The organism is Aeribacillus sp. FSL W8-0870, assembly GCF_037963755.1.
GTDB lineage: Bacteria > Bacillota > Bacilli > Bacillales > Aeribacillaceae > Aeribacillus > Aeribacillus composti.
Map to the genome: position 1 here is coordinate 1,489,085 of NZ_CP150165.1, position 15,656 is coordinate 1,504,740.

Here is a 15,656-nt window from a genome sequence, read left to right on the forward strand (position 1 = left end):
ATATTTATGTTTAAACGAATTTGGAAACGCCTAGGACTTGTTGCCGGAATTTCCTTGTCGCTTTTAGTGGCTGGCTGCGGATCAAACGGGGGATCTGAAGGCGGGGCGGCAGATGAAGGAAAAATAAAATTGGTTTACGTGGAATGGGATACGGAAGTCGCCTCCGCCCATGTCATCAAAAAAGTTTTAGAAGATCAAGGATTCGATGTGGACATTACACCTGTTGATAATGCTGTTATGTGGGAATCTGTTGCAAAAGGTGAGGCAGACGGCATGGTTGCCGCCTGGCTGCCGGCTACTCACGGAGATTTATATGAAGAATATAAAGATCAGCTGGAGGATTTAGGTCCAAACTTGGAGGGTGCGAAAATCGGGCTCGTCGTTCCGAAATATATGGACATTCAATCAATTGAAGAGCTCGATCAATATGCTGGCAAATTAAACAAAACGATTACAGGCATTGAACCTGGAGCGGGCGTTGTAAAATCAGCGGAAAACGCTGTTAAAACATATGAAAGCCTAAAAGGCTGGCAAGTCCAAACATCTTCAAGCGGAGCTATGGCAACGGCTTTAGGGGAAGCTTATAAAAATAAAGAACCAATTGTCGTGACAGGCTGGTCCCCGCATTGGAAATTTGCTGCATATGACTTAAAATTTTTGGAAGATCCGAAAGGCTCCTTTGGGAAAGAAGAACATATATCAACAATCGTTCGAAAGGGATTAAAAGAAGATATGCCGAAAGCATATAAAATTTTGGATCAATTCTCATGGACTGCTGAAGATATTGAACAAGTCATGTTGGAAATTTCAGAAGGCAGTGATCCTGCTAAAGCAGCAGAAGATTGGGTCGAAGCAAATCAAGGTAAAGTGGCAGAATGGACAAAAGGTGTGGAATGATCTATTTTAAGAGGGGCTATACAGAAAGTCAAATCGCCATTGAAAACAAAAAATCATAAACACCGATATATCAACGTTTCTAACACATTAATGGGGGGCGTCAATAAGCCGTAAAAACGACTTATTAGACACCCCCTTTTATCATTTTTACATGGTCCGGAGCGTCTTTAGTTTTGATCATTTCATTGTTTATTTTTAGTAAAGGCTGTTCTCTAAAAGATTTTTTATATGAAAATTTGTTAAATTACCATAATGTGTTAAAATTATGTTATAAACCTTAAGGTAAAATTTATGTAAAGAGTATGAAGAACATATGTTAGCATTACAAAAATGGGGGTGTGATAATGAGCGAAGACAAAGAAACACCTGGAAGAAGAAGAGAAAGACTAAGACGAGAAGAATTAATACGAAACCCAACTGGAAATATAAACGATGCGTTTAATAGAGCTGAAACTGGAAACCTTGCTGATTTAGTAGGTAGTTTAGGTTGGAAGGGTACTGGAATACCTATTCTTGCGATCATAATAGGTTCTATAGCCGCATCAATATTCTTAAAGTAAGGAGAGTGCTTTGAGGTCTTTTATTATGCACTTCTTAGTTGTATAATTTGATTTTTGACAAGCTGAAATAACACGTTTATCAAATGTTAAATCCTTTCTTTATTAATCAACGGAACTAATAAAGGCAGTGATCCAAATAACGAGTTCCAACCCTTTAGAACCTTTCCACCCAACCTTTCAAACGATTGTGGAAATTGTTAACGTGTTGAATAAGATAAATTTCTTCCTTAACACGTTGCTTTTGGCGTTCATTGACCAACATCCCCTTCAATTTGGCAAGCTTTTTATAATTCGTTGCTGTATCAGTGCATAGCAAAGCGGAAAGGTGAATAAACTCACTTATCACAGTTCAATTTCTTCGGCTTTAACACGCCCTGTTCCTGTTTTTCGAGCAATCATATTGCCATTTCTATCTTGTGCTGCGACAACTGCGATTGTAAAATGAGAAATCCCTCTTTTCTTTCACGCCTTTTCTATGTGATTTTACGCTCCCTTAAAAATGTTGCCCTTTGCCGTTTCTTTGTTATTATATAGGTATTGGCTGCTATAAGGAGGGGACTTATTTGAATCATCAAAAAAATGATGTTTATCTTAACATGATGGAAAATAGCTTACAAAGAATTTCAAACCATTTTCATGAAATGGTCAAGATGATGGAAGAAAAAATGGATTTTACATACGAGCGTTATACAGCTTTTGAACGAATGAAAAAGGAATTGCTTGAAGACATGAGGGCTCTCGAATTTTACATAAAAGGTTCGGCTAAAAGTAGTCAAGCCCGAAAATAACTTCGGGAATTGCACAACCGCAATTCCCGATCTAAAAGTTAGTTATTATCTATTTTTTGTCGATTCGCTTTCTTTATCAATGAACGCTTTTGCCCTTGTTTGAAAATGATACGTTAAAACAGCCAATACCGCAGCAACCGTCACATGGCAAATGCTGTCGATTTGAGCATCCGATAAAGAAGTTTGCTTTTGAAGAAGCCTTTTTGTTTGTACGAAAAGTTTTTTTTCAAACTGCCGGTTGTTGTCGATCTCGACATTTTTTACTTGTTCCAACACATCTGTATATAATTTATAAAACATTAACGGACTGATTAAATCATCATTCCGGTCGGAAATCGTATTAAAAACTTTCATCAATAAGGAACGGACAGTTTCAAAGTCGAATATGGTTTTTAAATCTTTTACAATTAACAATAAAGCAGCTTGTTCGACCGAATATTTTTTTCCAAGTTCAGGAGGACCGATGATTTCTTTTATATCACGCTTGACCCAATTTTGAACGGAAGTTGATTTCAAGGAAGTTAGTTCGCAAAAATTTCCTAAGATGACGATTTCATTCGTTGACAGTCCAAGCTCTCCTTTGTCTCTTTGTTTGCTCAATTTTTTGATGAAGCCAGGTATTTGGTTTGTTTGATCAGAGGGCAATTGTTGTTTCATCACTTCTTCAGGGGATAATTCGTGTATTCCTTTTAAAGATAGTAATAATTGAACCATAACGGAACGGCGCAATTGAATTTTTCCCATAACATCCCCCTTTATTAAACAGCCTACCCTTATTTTTAATAAAAAGATATAAAAAAACAAGCATTTTATATGGAATTAATAAGTTCAGATAAATTTTTCTTGAGTATGAATTTGTAGAAATTGACACAATAACAAATTTTTCAGTTTCGATGATCAAAATTGGAAAAACCTCTTTAAAAAAACTTGTACTTTCTTTATGATAGTATGAGCAGTAAAAAAAAGGATTGAACAAGGATGCTAGTAAATATTCGTAATCGATTAGTTTCACTATCACCAGCTCAGATGCTTGCTATTTTTTATTTTTTAGCTATCACAGTTGCGGTCATTTTGCTCAGTTTGCCGTTTGTTCACAAACCGGATGCCGAATGGACGTTTTTGGATGCATTGTTTACTGCTGTTAGTGCAGTAAGTGTAACAGGGCTGACAACTGTTTCAATTATTGATACGTTTACCGTTCCGGGGATTTTTATTTTAATGATTGTTCTCCAAATTGGCGGCATCGGCATCATGACGTTGGGCACATTGTTTTGGCTCGTTTTAGGCAAAAAAATAGGCTTAAGGGAACGTCAGTTGATCATGGTTGATCAAAATCAATTGAATTTGTCCGGCATTGTAAATTTAATGAGGCAAATTATGTTGATGATTTTGATTATTGAACTGATCGGAACCATCATATTAGGCACATATTATTTAAAATATTTTCCGGAATGGAAGGAAGCTTATTTGCATGGCATGTTTTCTGCCATCAGCGCCACAACGAATGCCGGCTTTGATATAAGCGGTTCGTCGCTCGTACCTTTTGCACATGATTATTTTGTCCAAATGGTTCATATTATTTTAATGACGCTGGGAGCTATCGGATTTCCAGTTTTGATTGAGACAAAAAACTTTATTTTGACAATTGGAACAAAAAGGACATACCGGTTTTCTTTGTACACAAAATTGACAACTGTGACATTTTTCGCATTGGTCGTTATTGGAACAATCCTGATCTATCTAATAGAATCAGGCAATTATTTATCTGATAAAAGTTTTCTCGAATCTTTCTTCTATGCTCTGTTTCAATCAGCTACCACAAGGAGCACAGGGCTTTATACAATGGATGTCAGCATGTTCAGCGAGACGACTTTGCTGATTATGTCCATATTTATGTTTATAGGTGCTTCGCCAAGCTCTGTGGGTGGCGGGGTTCGAACGACTACCGTTGCAGTCATTTTGCTAGTTGCCTTTCATTTTGCGAAAGGTTCCAGCACGGTGAAAGTATTTAAACGGGAAATACACCCAGATGATATAAAAAAATCAATTGCCGTTATGACAGTTTCTGTTATTTTGTGCTTAACTTCGATTGTCATATTATCTGCAACAGAACGGTTTACGTTAATGGAAATTATCTTTGAAGTTTGTTCAGCCTTTGGAACAACAGGGCTTTCGCTTGGCATTACACCTGAACTTAGTCCGATCGGAAAAATCATAATCATGATCATGATGTTTATTGGTCGGATCGGCATTTTATCGTTTATCTTTTTAATTGGAAAACAGAGGAAGGAAGCCAATTATCATTATCCGAAAGAACGGGTAATTATTGGATAAAAAAGAATTGTGATAAAATCATAGGGGAGAGGGGGAATTTTTGTGCGGATTCGAAAGCTTTTTTTTAGTGTTTTTGTCGTGCTGGTGCTTTTTTCGGGATGTTCTAAAGATCCAAAGCCGGAGGATCGTTTTGCAGACTTTGTTGCCAATTGGAGAGACCAAAATTTTTCGGAAATGTATGACCAATTGACTGCCAATGTGAAAAAAAATATCAAAAAAGACGAATTTGTTTCCCGCTATGAAAAAATTTATCAAGATTCAGGTGTGAAACAGCTGAAAATCGACTTTAAGAAACCGAAAGAAGAAATAAAGCCTGATAAAAACGGAAATATTACATTCCCATTTGCTGTTTCAATGGAAACATTAGCGGGGAAAATAAGCTTTGAAAACAAAGCCGTTTTAAAAAAAGAAGAAACAGATAATGGAAACGATTGGCGAATTGAATGGAATCCTTCCTTTATTTTTCCTCAGCTTGATGAAGAAGAAGAAATTTCCATCCAGCCGATCGCGCCGGAAAGAGGGGAGATTTTTGACCGAAATGGAAAAGGACTTGCCATCAATGGCCTGTTGTTTGAAATCGGTGTAGTACCGGGAGAAATGAAGGAGCAAAAAGAAACCATTTTGGAACAAACAGCGAAGCTTCTTGAAGTTTCCAAGGAGGAAATTGAGAAAAAATTATCCCAAGGCTGGGTGAAGGAGGACTCATTCGTCCCGCTGAAAATCGTAAATCCGGCTGACACAGAGCTTGTCAACAAACTTTTAGCCATTCCTTCCGTTAAGAAAAAAAATGTAACGGGAAGAATGTATCCTTTTGGCGAGAGCGCTGCCCACTTGACTGGCTATTTGCGGTCAATGTATAAAGAAGAGCTTGAGAAATATGAGGAAAAAGGGTACAGCTCTTCTGAGCAAATTGGCGCAGCTGGATTGGAGCAAGTTTTTGAAGATGAGCTGCACGGAACGACAGGCTGGATCATCAAAGTAAAAGGAACAGATGAAGTGATCGCCAAAAAAGAAGCTGAGAACGGAAACGATATTTACCTTACAATTGATGCTGATCTTCAGCAAAATATTTACAAAGAATTATCAACTGATTCCGGTGCAAGTGTCGCAATCAATCCAAAAACCGGAGAAACTCTGGCTATGGTCAGTGCACCGTCCTATGATCCGAACGATTTTTTGACGGAATACAAGAAGAAAAAAGATGATCCGAATAAACCGTTTATGGCTAAGTTCAAAAATTTGTATACACCTGGTTCTGTTTTAAAGCCGCTCACAGCAGCGATTGGGCTCAATACCGGAACGATTGATCCGAATAAAAAGATTTCCATTCCAAAAGATACTTGGCAAAAAGACGGGAGCTGGGGCAATTATTATATTAAGCGGGTTCCATCCCCTGCAACACAAGTTGATTTGCGCGCTGCTCTTGCCTATTCAGATAATATTTACTTCGCTCAGGCTGCTTTAAATATTGGAGCCGAAAAATTTATAAAAGGACTAGAGTCCTTTGCATTTAATGAAAAAATTGATTTTCCGTTTCCTGTTGAAACATCGAAAATTGCAAATAACGGTATGGATAATGAAGTGCTTTTAGCCGATTCTGGATATGGACAGGGACAAATTCAAATCACTCCTCTTCATTTATCATACACCTTTACAGTATTTATCAATGGCGGAAACATGATTAAGCCCGTATTAATAAAAGAAGAAGAGAAGACACCATCCAATTGGAAAAGCCATGTTGTTTCAAAGGAACATGCGAATTTGATTTTTCAAGATTTGATTCAAGTGGTGGAGGATCCGAACGGAACGGCGTATAAACCTCGAACTCCAGGATTGAAGCTGGCTGGAAAAACAGGAACGGCAGAGCTGAAAGCGGCAAAAGGAGAAAAAGGTCAGGAAAACGGTTGGTTTGTTGCTGTTGATGCGGATAAAAAAGATCTTTTAATAACGATGATGATTGAACGTGTTGAAGATCGCGGAGGAAGCCATTACGTGGTTTCGAAAGTAAAAAATATTTTCAAAGCTAGAAAGTAAAAAAGGTCAACCATCCATTGCGAAGATGAATAGAATAAACGAATTTCAGTGATGTCATGAATCGCTTCTTTCATTGTTTGGCAGTTTTTCGAAATTACGCCAAATAAGAGCGGTTCTTTTTTTATGTAAACAAAGTGCTAAATCATCACTTTTTTTAGCTGCAAAACAGAAAACGGTCCAAAATTGCCGAATAGCTTGAAGTATAAAACATCAAAATTGCCGCATAACCCGTTATAAAAGAAGCACAAAATACCCTTGCGGAGTAATCGAAAAAACTTCTAAAACATTGACGATTGGGCATCCATATGGAAGCACATCCCTTTTTCCATCTTTTATAGAAACAGCTGAATAAATGGTTTGTTTCTGAAAAAGATAAAAAAGAAAGGAGGATGCAGATTGAAGAGGAAACAAGCATATAATCAAGCAGAAAAAACGAGCAAAACACCAACAGAAAGCCTTCCTGAAAAAGAATTTTCAGCATCCTATACAGATGAAGACCCGATGAAAGGGGCTAACCGAAATTCAAAAAAGGGGAAAGCACATGGATCATAATAAAAACGTAAAGAACAAAAAAGATGTGAAACAAGATTTGGAATTTGGCAATGAACTGGGAGATTTTAATGCTGCGAAAATTTACGATATTTTAGAAGAAAACAAAAGAAAAACAAAAACAAAAGGGGCTGTCCGATAAGTCCCTAAAATGAAGCAAGTGGAGAAAAACAATTCGTTTCTCTCCACTTGCTTTTATATTTTTTCGATTTTTATCTGAAAGTAGCTGGCGGATACCGGCTACTTTCAGTATGTTGTGGGCTAATGCCACAATCCCAAACTCAACATGTACCTTGTCGAGGCCCCGCAAAGAAAATCTGCGGAACGACCGATTGCCCTTGATGTGACCGAACACACTTTCTGCCTCGACTTTGCGTCGAGCGTAGATGGCGGCTTTCTCTTCACATTCAAGGGCTGTTTTGGCCTTTGCTTTCATTTCTTCGAAGATGGGATTCCAGTGAACTTGACGATTTCCCTTCGCTTTTGTGCATTTCGCTTTCAATGGGCAATCGGTACAATCTTCACATTCGTATATTTTGAAGCTTTGTTCATAGCCAGATGGATTCTTTTTGTTTTGGTATTTTTTAAACGTTACTCTCCTTCCATTCGGGCAAATAAAACAATCATCCTCTTCACAATAGGTCCAGTTTTTGGCATTTTTAATGTCTTTTTTGTATGTACGTGTTTGTTCTTTTACATAGCTCCCATAAGGAATTAGAAACTCAAAACGGGGCTCTTTCTCATCACCAACTGCATATACATAGTTTTCTTCACTACCATAGCCTGCATCCGCAATGACCGTTTTGGGCATCGGTAATGAACTGGAGGCTAGCTTCTCCATATGTGGGATAAAGCAACGTGTATCGGTCGGTCGTTGATGAATGGTATAAAACAAGATAAACTGATTCTCTGTCCCCATTTGCACGTTGTATCCGGGCTTGAGCTGACCGTTTTTCATATGGTCTTCTTTCATGCGCATGAAGGTTGCGTCTTTGTCTGTTTTCGAGTAGCTGTTACGGTCACCGAACATTTCCTTTTGTTCCTTGTATCTTGCCATTCGGGGCAGGAAATCTTCCCGAATTTGTTTCACCGATTTCTTTAATTGACTGCGTTTTTTTCGCTTCTCTTTCCGAATGGATGTATCGGTCTCCTTTTCGATTTCTTCCGTTAGCGTTTCAACTTTTTCTTCTATTTCTTTTGCGATTTCCTCCATGTTTTGTTCGGTGATCTCTGTATGTTGATCGCTTTCCTTTTGCCCTGTTCCGGCTTCTAATTGGGTTAATTCATGAATGTGCTTTAGTGTTTCTTGGATTTTTTCTTTTAATTTCTCTTCGAATTTCAAAGTGGATTTTTTCCACACAAAAGAATACTTATTGGCATTGGCTTCGATCTTAGTGCCATCCAAAAAGTAGTTTTCCATTGTGATGTAATGTTCTTTTATCAATTTGAGAATCATGACTTCAAAGAGCTCATCCATGAAAGCTTTCATCCGTTCCCCTCGGAACTCATTAATGGTGCGAAAATCTGGTTGTTGCATCGCTGAAAGCCACATGGCAGGAATATTTTCTTTAACGAGTTTTTCGATTCCTCGGCAGGAATAAACCTTTTGAGAATAAGCATACAGAATGATTTTCAGCATCATTTTGGGATGATAGGAACTTCTGCCGCCGCCTTTATAATGAGAAAACAATTGTTTATCTGGTATCGCCTCCACCATTTCGTCCACGACACGTGCCACGTGATGTTCGGGTATAAGAGATTCAATATCATAAATCATTTGAACTTGACGGTTGTCATATGGTTTGAAAGTAGGGGCTAAATTTCTTTTGGCAGGAGTTTTTTCTTCTTTTCCATCTAGAGGAAGTGTCATTTGTGTGTTATAATTTTCACGAGTAATCATTTGATTGCTCATAAAAAATCGTCCTTTCTGTAATGTTGTGTGGTAACTTCATTTTACTAGAAAGGACGATTTTTTTGTGCATTTTTTTTAAAAAGTGAAAAAATGAGGGGCTCCAAAAAGTCAGTTACCCTGACTTTTTGGACAGCCCCTTTTTCAGCGCAGTATACGGAAAAGAAAACATATGCGGCTGGTGATCGCAATAGTTGTAATAAACTAACAAAATTGCCGGCTCTTTTACTAATATCTTTTTTTGCAAATACAGCTCAGGATTAAATGGAAGAATTTCTAAAACCGTATGCTTATATAAATCTTTTTCCGAAAGAGACAGATTTAAAAAGGTTTTTCCAAGCATTTCAGGGTTGGACAGGATAAATTGATAGATTGCTGATTGCTCCTGTTTTTTAAGCTTTTCATCCCACCATGGCTTTCGCGGCTTTTGCTTCTGATTGCGCAAATAATCGTATTTCAGAAACCCTTCAACAATTGGCAAATGTTCTCGTTTGCGTTCTTGAATAAACGAAAATAATCTTCGAAACAAATCTTCGAGCTGATGACCAATTCTTGCCCATCCGCGTTCATCCCAGTAGGCGCCAAATTCTTGAAAGAAATCAAAAGGCGTCTCAAACACTTCTTCTACTAAATATTCTACTGTCGCGTCCATTCGATGGTCGTTCCAAAATTTCTCAAGAACATCTTCCACCTGTTTAATTTTGAGAATATCTTCAAAAGAGAGAACGTTGTTGCTTAAAATTTCGTATGGCGGTTCATCCATATACACGTAGCCAAAATGTTTAGCTCCAATTCGAAGACCAGTCCCTCTGAGCAATTTTAAAAAACCAAGCTGCAGTTCTTCAGGTCTTAATGCAAACACATCGTTAAAAGTTTTGCGAAAAGAGTTGTAGTCTTCTTCAGGAAGTCCGGCAATTAAATCAAGGTGCTGATCTATTTTTCCGCCTTGTTTGATCATCGTCACCGTTCTGGACAGTTTTGCGAAGTTTTGCTTCCGTTTCACTAATTCGTTTGTGAAATCGTTTGTTGATTGAACGCCGATCTCGAATCGGAAAAGTCCTTTCGGTGCGTTGTCATTTAAAAATTGAATCACTTCCGGGCGCATAATGTCGCCAGTTATTTCGAACTGGAACACGACGCCCGGAACATGTTCATCAATTAAAAATTGAAACATGTCCATCGCATATTTCCGGCTGATGTTAAACGTTCGGTCGACAAATTTAATTGTTTTCGCACCGTTTTTCATTAAATAGCGAATATCTTCCTTGATTTTCTCCCGATCAAAATAACGAACCCCAACCTCAATGGAAGATAAGCAAAATTGGCAGTTGAAGGGGCAGCCGCGGCTCGTTTCAATATAAACAATCCGTTTGCTAAGATGTGGCACATCTTCTTCAAATCGAAAAGGCGACGGCATCATTCGCAGATCAATTTTGTTCCTCTGCGGATTTACAATGACTGCTCCGTCTTTTCGAAAAGCTAAACCGCTCACGTTTTCCCATTCTTGGTTTCCATGTGCTTCCCGCAAAAACTGCTTAAACGTTTCTTCCCCTTCTCCTACGATAATAAAATCAATCTCTGGGATTTTTTCAAGCCATTCTTTCGTATCATATGATACTTCAGGCCCACCAAAGACAATGATGGTTTCCGGCTTTATTTTTTTCAGTATTTTCGCCACTTTGATTGTTTCTGCAATGTTCCATATGTAACAGCTAAAACCGATTATGTCCGGTTTTTTTCGAAACAAATCTGTTACAATGTTCATCGCGGGATCTTTTATCGTATATTCTGCCATTTGAACTTGAAATTCTGGCTCGGCATATGCTTTTAAATAACGTATAGCCAAGTTCATATGAATGTATTTGGCATTTAATGAACTGACAATGATGTTCATATTTCCACACCTTTTTCATAATGGATATTGAGAAGTAGCGATTTTCTACATTATTGTAACATATTCTTTTCAAATAAGAAGAAGCAGGGATTCACCCTTTTGATAAGTTTTTCGTACGCGTTCTTTTCCGTTTCTATCAATCACCTTAACAAGTCTACAGCTATAAAGCATATTCGTCGAGTGTTTTTGTCATTTTAACTGGTACAGTAAAAGTGAGTTACATATTAGACGTTCGTAACGGATGAAGCATTGTTTAAGAGTTTAGACAAATTTCTCTTTTTTTATGATGAAGTTTCATTCAGTCATTTGCGCGATTTCGGAGACACAGGTCTATGATTCCTTCCAAAAAAGTTGTCAAAAAAGAAAAAGTTTATGGTTAGACGTTGTTATTTTTTCGCCAACACTTTGATTTTTATAAGTCTTTTCCAGTAAAATAAATGTACCGATATTTTGGACTTCATTTTGTTTAGTTGAACTTTGGGGTGAAGCAAATGGAATATAAACAAATCAAACCGAGAAAGCTTTATGAAGAAGTGGCGGAAGCCCTTTTAGATATGATTAAAAAAGGAGAAATAAAACCAGGAGAAAAATTGGAATCCGTTCATCAGCTTGCTGAAAATTTTCAAGTCGGCCGTGCAGCGATTCGTGAAGCATTAAGCGCATTAAGAGCAATGGGGATTGTTGAAATGAAACAAGGGGAAGGAACGTTTGTAAAAGAGTTTGATCCCATGTCATTCACGTTTTCTCTTTCGACAGCGGCGTTAATGAATATGAAAGATATTGAACATTTATTAGAGGTTAGAAAAATATTAGAAGTCGGTGCTGCATTTACTGCTGCAGCAAAGCGGACGGAGCAAAATCTCCATGATATGAAAGCTGCGCTTGACGAAATGCTTATCCATATAAACGATGAAGAATTAGGAGAAAAAGCGGATTGGAAGTTTCATAAAGCGATCGCAGCCGCTACGCAAAACCCCATTTTATTAAGCTTAATGAACAATGTAGCCGACATGATTGTTGAAACGATGCGGGAAACACGAAAAATTTGGCTTTATTCAGAGCAAGTAACCGCAGAACGAATTTTTCAAGAGCATAAAGCCATCTTTACAGCAATTGAACAACAAAACGCGGAAGAAGCACAGCATTTAATGCTCGCACACCTGACAAATGTTGAAAAGGTTTTGAAAAAACATCATAAAGCCCATATAAAAACAGGGGCTAAAACAGAGTCTTTTTAACTAGGAATTGACATATGATGCAAGCGTTTTTACACATGCCATCTCTGACTTGAACTGACAAAAGAACTATTGTTTTTTGCGGCAATAAAAAATTTTTCGGGAGAAACCCGTTTGGCCCGCTTCGACAAAGGATAGCTGCTGACATCTCAAAGATGTTGGCGGCTTTTTTTATGAATAAAGCAAGCATATTCCTTTCTAGTCATCAGATGACCTGTTGACTAAAGATAAAAAAAGCGATAAAGTGAAAAGAAAAGGGTTACATCTTAGTTGAAACTGTTTCACAAGGCGGGGGGAGCAAATTGAAAGTTTCATTATTTGTCACATGTTTAGTGGATGTATTTAACGGTTCAGTAGGCAAAGCAACAGTTGAGCTTTTAGAAAGACTTGGATGCGAAGTAGAATTTCCGGAAAGTCAAATTTGCTGCGGACAGCCTGCCTATAACAGCGGATATGTTCAAGCGGCAAAAGAAGCGATGAAAAATATGATTCTCACCTTTGAACATGCCGATTATGTTGTCACACCTTCCGGATCATGTGCCACGATGTTTAAGGAATATCCGCACATTTTTGATGAAGATCCGGTTTGGAAAGAAAAGGCGCAAAAGCTTGCAAATAAGACGTATGAATTAACACAGTTTATTGTAGATGTTTTAAATTTGGAAGATGTGGGCGCAACATTAAAAGGAAAAGCAACCTATCATACATCATGTCATATGACCCGTCTTCTTGGAGTTCAGGAGGCACCATTTAAATTGCTGGCAAACGTGAAGGGGCTTGAATTGGTTCCGCTTCCAAATGCATATGATTGCTGCGGCTTTGGCGGAACGTTTTCCGTCAAAATGGAACAAATATCTGAACAAATGGTTGATGAAAAAGTTCGGCATATTGAGGAAACCGATGCCGACTATTTAATCGGGGCAGACTGCGGCTGCTTAATGAATATCGGGGGGAGAATAAGCCGGAAAAATAAACAAGTGAAGGTCATGCACATTGCTGAGGTGTTAAACAGTATCGAATAATGGAGGGGGGAAAGCAGGATGGCAATGAAAATTTCGGATCAGCCGTTTGATCAAAGGGTGCAAAAAAATATTGAAAACGATTTTATGAGAAATGCAGTCCAAGATGCTCAAGAAAGGCTGAGAAAAAGACGTCTGGAAGCTGCTGAAGAGCTTGGCAATTGGGAAGAATGGAGATCGCTCGGTGAACAAATCAGAAAGCATACATTGGAAAATTTGGACTATTATTTACACCAGTTAAGCGAAAATGTTGCAAAAAGGGGCGGACATGTTTTTTTTGCTCAAACAGCGGAGGAAGCGAACGATTACATCCAAAGCGTTATCAAGAAAAAAAAGGCTCGCAAAATTGTCAAATCGAAATCGATGGTGACGGAAGAAATTCATATGAATCAATGTTTGGAGGAAGCGGGCTGTGAAGTTATTGAAACGGATCTAGGCGAATATATATTGCAGATTGATGATCATGATCCGCCTTCGCACATTGTAGCCCCAGCCCTGCATAAAAATAAGGAACAAATTCGAGATGTGTTTCAGCGAAAACTTGGGTATGAGAAAACAGAAAAGCCTGAGGAGCTTGCACTCCATGCGAGAAAAATGCTTAGGGAGGAATTTTTAACAGCGGATGTCGGCATCACAGGATGCAATTTTGCCATTGCCGAGTCCGGATCGTTTTGTTTAGTGACAAATGAGGGAAATGCCCGCATGGTGACGACCATTCCGAAAACACAAATAACTGTCATGGGGATGGAAAGAATAGTTCCAACATTCGAAGAACTTGATGTGCTTGTCAGTCTTTTGACAAGGAGTGCAGTCGGTCAAAAATTAACGAGCTATATAACGGTTTTAACTGGTCCGAAACAAAAAGAGGATGTTGACGGACCGGAAGAATTCCATTTGGTGATTGTTGATAACGGACGAAGCAAAATTTTAGGAACTGAATTCCAGCCTGTTCTTCAATGCATTCGTTGTGCAGCGTGCATTAACGTCTGTCCTGTATATCGGCATATAGGCGGCCACTCGTACGGATCGATTTACCCAGGTCCGATTGGCGCTGTATTGACGCCGCTTTTTGGTGGTTATGATGATTTTAAGGAATTGCCTTATGCTTCCACACTATGTGCCGCTTGTACGGAAGCATGCCCCGTAAAAATTCCGCTTCATGAACTTCTCCATAAGCATCGGCAAGTAATTGTCGAGCGGGAAGGACGAGCGCCAATAAGCGAGAAGCTGGCGATGAAGGCATTTGGAATAGGAGCATCGAATCAAAAACTGTATCAGTGGGGAACAAAACTGGCGCCAGCAGCCCTCAAACCGTTTTCGAAAGACGGGAAAATTTCCAATGGACCAGGTCCTTTGAAAAATTGGACGTCCATACGTGATTTCCCGGCACCGGAAAAAAACAGCTTTCGCGAATGGTTTCACAATCGTAAAAAAGAAAGTGGTGATCGTTCATGAACGGAACGATTCAAAATCGAGATTCGTTTTTGCAGATGATAGCTCAAAGGTTAGGACGAAATTCCCGGAAGGAAGGGGTGGAACGGCCCAGCTGGTCATTTCACCCTCAAGAAAAAACACTTGCTGGTTATTCTTCCGACGAACTGGTTGATGCATTTATAAAACAATGTAAAAATGTTCATGTCGATGTATACAGAACGACTTCCAAATCATTGAAAAATACGCTGAAAGAGGTGATTGCTTTTTATGGAGGCGGTCCGATTGTGACGTGGGACGATCATCGGTTTGAAGCATTCGGGCTGATGCCTTTTTTATTGGAGGAATTGCCAAACGAAGGAACAGACGTGCATATATGGGATCCTGAGCTTGGAAAAGAAAATATTCAAATTGCGGAAAGAGCAAATATCGGAATTACGTTCAGCGATTATACACTGGCTGAATCCGGAACGGTTGTCTTGTTGAATGGGGGAGGGAAAGGAAGGGCGGTCAGCCTTTTGCCGACAACGTATATTTCCATTATTCCGAAAAGCACGATCCTCCCTAGAATGACACAGGCCGCCAGAAAATTTCATCAAATGGTGGAAAAAGGCGAAACGATTTCTTCCTGCATTAATTTTATTACAGGACCGAGCAATTCAGCGGATATTGAAATGAACTTAGTGGTTGGCTTACATGGGCCAATTAAAACAGCCTATCTCATTATTGAAGATTGCTGAATGGATTGACTAAAAAATTGAACATCTGGCGAAGTCCATCGAGGGGCCTCGCCAGATTTTTTTGGCAAATGTTCGAATTTTCCATACCCCGCTAGGACCTCTGACTTATGACTTGTTTTTAAAGTTAGAAAGTTTAGGAACTGCGACGCCTTTGAAGTTATTTCTCTAACTACTCTAGATTGTTGTTTCAGCATCTCGGACTGTAGAAAAGACCTATTTCTGAAAAGCTATTAGAAGCCGTTCTATTTATGTGATGTGACTGTCTG

At 38.7% G+C, this 15,656-nt stretch carries 14 protein-coding genes and 1 pseudogene; 11 read left to right on the forward strand and 4 right to left on the reverse strand.

Annotation, left to right across the window (positions count from 1 at the left end):
- The first annotated feature begins 6 nt into the window (after positions 1–6).
- Positions 7–897: a glycine betaine ABC transporter substrate-binding protein gene (locus NSU02_RS07185; RefSeq protein WP_066250827.1), complete on the forward strand. Its 891-nt coding sequence runs from the start codon at positions 7–9 to the stop codon at positions 895–897.
- Between the two features lie 344 nt (positions 898–1,241).
- Positions 1,242–1,457, forward strand: a complete 216-nt coding sequence (locus NSU02_RS07190; RefSeq protein WP_339195006.1) for a DUF6366 family protein — start codon at positions 1,242–1,244, stop codon at positions 1,455–1,457.
- Here the strand turns inward: NSU02_RS07190 and NSU02_RS07195 are convergent.
- Positions 1,449–1,931: pseudogene (locus NSU02_RS07195) on the reverse strand (IS1595 family transposase); the annotation flags it as partial. The gene NSU02_RS07190 and the pseudogene NSU02_RS07195 sit on opposite strands and share 9 nt — an antisense overlap.
- 89 nt (positions 1,932–2,020) lie before the next feature.
- Between NSU02_RS07195 and NSU02_RS07200 the strand changes: the two are divergent.
- On the forward strand, positions 2,021–2,245 hold the full coding sequence (locus NSU02_RS07200; protein WP_063389379.1) for a hypothetical protein: 225 nt from the start codon (positions 2,021–2,023) through the stop codon (positions 2,243–2,245).
- Between the two features lie 45 nt (positions 2,246–2,290).
- Here NSU02_RS07200 and NSU02_RS07205 read toward each other — a convergent pair whose 3' ends face one another.
- Positions 2,291–2,989: a DUF1836 domain-containing protein gene (locus NSU02_RS07205; protein ID WP_339195010.1), complete on the reverse strand. Its 699-nt coding sequence runs from the start codon at positions 2,987–2,989 to the stop codon at positions 2,291–2,293.
- Between the two features lie 234 nt (positions 2,990–3,223).
- On the opposite strand from NSU02_RS07205, the gene NSU02_RS07210 reads away from it, so the two are divergent.
- From NSU02_RS07210 to NSU02_RS07225, 4 genes are all read left to right on the forward strand, one after another.
- Positions 3,224–4,579, forward strand: coding sequence for a TrkH family potassium uptake protein (locus NSU02_RS07210; RefSeq protein ID WP_063389377.1), 1,356 nt, complete (start codon positions 3,224–3,226; stop codon positions 4,577–4,579).
- Between the two features lie 48 nt (positions 4,580–4,627).
- Positions 4,628–6,613 carry a penicillin-binding transpeptidase domain-containing protein gene (locus tag NSU02_RS07215; protein WP_339195716.1) on the forward strand — a complete coding sequence of 662 codons (1,986 nt, stop codon included), beginning with the start codon at positions 4,628–4,630 and terminating at the stop codon, positions 6,611–6,613.
- A gap of 396 nt (positions 6,614–7,009) precedes the next feature.
- The gene (locus NSU02_RS07220) at positions 7,010–7,165 is read left to right on the forward strand and encodes a hypothetical protein (RefSeq protein WP_094245525.1); all 156 of its coding nucleotides are present in this window, start codon (positions 7,010–7,012) and stop codon (positions 7,163–7,165) included.
- Positions 7,155–7,304, forward strand: a complete 150-nt coding sequence (locus NSU02_RS07225) for a hypothetical protein (RefSeq protein WP_339195013.1) — start codon at positions 7,155–7,157, stop codon at positions 7,302–7,304. Before NSU02_RS07220 ends, NSU02_RS07225 begins: the two co-directional genes overlap by 11 nt.
- Here the strand turns inward: NSU02_RS07225 and NSU02_RS07230 are convergent.
- Together NSU02_RS07230 and NSU02_RS07235 are read right to left on the reverse strand one after the other, a co-directional pair.
- Complete coding sequence (locus tag NSU02_RS07230) at positions 7,257–9,074, reverse strand: IS1182 family transposase (protein ID WP_339195015.1); 1,818 nt, start codon at positions 9,072–9,074, stop codon at positions 7,257–7,259. The genes NSU02_RS07225 and NSU02_RS07230 overlap by 48 nt on opposite strands.
- Positions 9,075–9,186: 112 nt before the next feature.
- Positions 9,187–10,965, reverse strand: coding sequence for a DUF4080 domain-containing protein (locus NSU02_RS07235; protein WP_339195017.1), 1,779 nt, complete (start codon positions 10,963–10,965; stop codon positions 9,187–9,189).
- A gap of 491 nt (positions 10,966–11,456) precedes the next feature.
- Between NSU02_RS07235 and NSU02_RS07240 the strand changes: the two genes are divergently transcribed.
- The 4 genes from NSU02_RS07240 (at position 11,457) to NSU02_RS07255 (ending at position 15,390) form a co-directional block, all read left to right on the forward strand.
- Positions 11,457–12,203, forward strand: coding sequence for a FadR/GntR family transcriptional regulator (locus NSU02_RS07240; RefSeq protein WP_063389375.1), 747 nt, complete (start codon positions 11,457–11,459; stop codon positions 12,201–12,203).
- A gap of 299 nt (positions 12,204–12,502) precedes the next feature.
- Positions 12,503–13,222, forward strand: a complete 720-nt coding sequence (locus NSU02_RS07245; RefSeq protein WP_063389374.1) for a (Fe-S)-binding protein — start codon at positions 12,503–12,505, stop codon at positions 13,220–13,222.
- A gap of 18 nt (positions 13,223–13,240) precedes the next feature.
- Complete coding sequence (locus NSU02_RS07250; RefSeq protein ID WP_063389373.1) at positions 13,241–14,674, forward strand: LutB/LldF family L-lactate oxidation iron-sulfur protein; 1,434 nt, start codon at positions 13,241–13,243, stop codon at positions 14,672–14,674.
- A complete protein-coding gene (locus NSU02_RS07255) occupies positions 14,671–15,390 on the forward strand; it encodes a lactate utilization protein C (RefSeq protein ID WP_339195020.1) in 720 nt (239 codons plus the stop codon). Before NSU02_RS07250 ends, NSU02_RS07255 begins: the two co-directional genes overlap by 4 nt.
- Positions 15,391–15,656: the final 266 nt, after the last annotated feature.